The organism is Acinetobacter sp. YH16032, from assembly GCF_013417345.1.
In the GTDB taxonomy this organism is placed as follows: domain Bacteria; phylum Pseudomonadota; class Gammaproteobacteria; order Pseudomonadales; family Moraxellaceae; genus Acinetobacter.
Window position 1 is genome coordinate 1 of record NZ_VPEE01000139.1, and the last position, 1,590, is coordinate 1,590.

Sequence of the window (1,590 nt, forward strand, 5' to 3'; positions counted from 1 at the left end):
AACACAATTTAAAAAGCATTTCGTATAAGGTGTATTATGTTAATTTTAGAAAAAACTTAAAATTATCTATTAAAGAATCATATATTTTTGGATTACTTATAAGTGAAATAGCACCTATATAGTGCAGGCTTAGCTAGAAAAACTATAACACTCTAAGAAAGTATGGGTTTTTATGTACAAGGCAATTTCATGAGAAGCCAGATGATAAAATTCGAGGCTCCCCAATTTTGTAAATCAAATATATGCAAAATAATGTGAGTAAGCCGGCAGTACCGGCATTAACACTGGCTGCACTAGGAGTAGTATTCGGCGATATAGGAACGAGTCCATTATATGCATTAAAAGAAAGCTTTCATGCGACACGCGGGCTACCTATTAATGAACTTAATATCCTGGGAATTCTCTCTTTAATCTTTTGGACCATTACCTTAATTGTTTCGCTTAAATATGTTTTGGTGATCATGAGAGCTGATAACAATGGTGCAGGGGGTATCATGGCATTACTCGCCTTAAACCTTAGGCAAAAAGGATTGTCCCGTGGAAAAAGATTGGCAATCATTATCTTAGGTTTCATTGGAGCATCCTTATTCTTCGGTGACGGTATCATCACCCCTGCTATTTCTGTTTTATCTGCAGTTGAGGGACTTTCTGTTGCTGCCCCGTCATTTGATCGCTTCATTATTCCAATCAGTATTGGAATTCTTATAGCTCTCTTTGCCGTTCAAAAACATGGGACTGCAATGATGGGGAAGTTTTTTGGTCCTATTACCCTGTTATGGTTCCTATCTATTGGTGCCATTGGCATTATGAGTATTATTCAAAGTCCATTTGTTCTTGCATTATTCAGCCCACACTGGGCTTTTTTATTCGTTATTAACAATCCTCTTATTTCATTTTTTGTGATGGGAGCTGTGGTTTTAACAGTAACAGGTGGTGAAGCCTTATATGCGGATATGGGACATTTTGGTATTTTACCGATCAAGTTAGGCTGGTTTTTAATTGTACTGCCATGTCTGATGCTGAATTATGCTGGACAAGGAGCATTACTGTTAAGAGATCCTTCGGCTATCACCAATCCTTTTTACCTGCTTCTGCCTTCAGCCCTTCTATATCCTATGATTATTCTGGCTACTGCAGCTGCAGTGATTGCCTCACAGGCTTTAATCAGTGGGGTATTCTCAATGGCTAAACAGGCAATACAGTTGGGATATCTACCTAGGCTTACAGTTTTACATACCTCCGCTTCGGAAATTGGACAAATTTATATTCCATTACTGAACTGGCTCCTGTTTATCTCTATCACCATCTTGATCTTAATATTTGAAAGTAGCAGCAAGTTGGCAGGTGCTTATGGTCTGGCCGTCACTGTGACCATGTTCTGTGACACACTGTTAGTAGCTTTTCTGGCTTATAGTTACTGGAAATGGAAAACATGGAAAGTCTTACTGTTCATTATTCCATTCGCCTTTATTGATCTGGTTTTGCTGAGTTCAAACCTATTAAAAGTCCTGATTGGAGGCTGGGTACCAGTCGTTATTGCGGTTATTGTTTTTACCATCATGATGACCGGGAAAAAAGGCAGAGAGTTTT

The 1,590-nt window shown here is 38.5% G+C and carries 1 protein-coding gene; it reads left to right on the plus strand.

Going from position 1 to position 1,590, the window contains the following annotated elements; all coding sequences use genetic code 11:
* Positions 1–242 precede the first annotated feature (242 nt).
* Positions 243–1,590: potassium transporter Kup (locus FTV32_RS16960; protein ID WP_180029150.1), on the plus strand; the 1,348-nt coding region annotated here is incomplete at its 3' end.